The organism is Rothia sp. HMSC069C01, from assembly GCF_001814655.1.
Taxonomy (GTDB): domain Bacteria; phylum Actinomycetota; class Actinomycetes; order Actinomycetales; family Micrococcaceae; genus Rothia; species Rothia dentocariosa.
Genome location: NZ_KV817405.1, coordinates 1 through 208, shown reverse-complemented (window position 1 = coordinate 208; position 208 = coordinate 1). Strand labels below are relative to the sequence as shown.

Sequence of the window (208 nt, the reverse complement as noted above, 5' to 3'; positions counted from 1 at the left end):
GGGGTTGTTGAAGATGTGGATGCGGGTGTCGGGGTTTTGTTTGTGGTAGTCGGTGATGATGTCGGCGGAGTTATCGGGGGATCCGTCGATCATGATGAGCAGTTCAAAGTTGGGGTCTGTTTGGTTTCGGACGGATTGTATGGCGTTGATGACGGTGTTGGCGGTGTTGTAGACCGGCATGATGATGCTGGTACGAGGGGTACGCATA

1 protein-coding gene is annotated in these 208 nt (G+C 53.4%); it reads right to left on the bottom strand.

Features of this window, described 5'->3' with window-relative positions:
- Positions 1–207, bottom strand: a 207-nt coding sequence (locus tag HMPREF2981_RS10670; RefSeq protein WP_141756677.1) for a glycosyltransferase family 2 protein, incomplete at its 3' end; no start/stop codon positions are given.
- Between the last annotated feature and the right edge of the window lies 1 nt (position 208).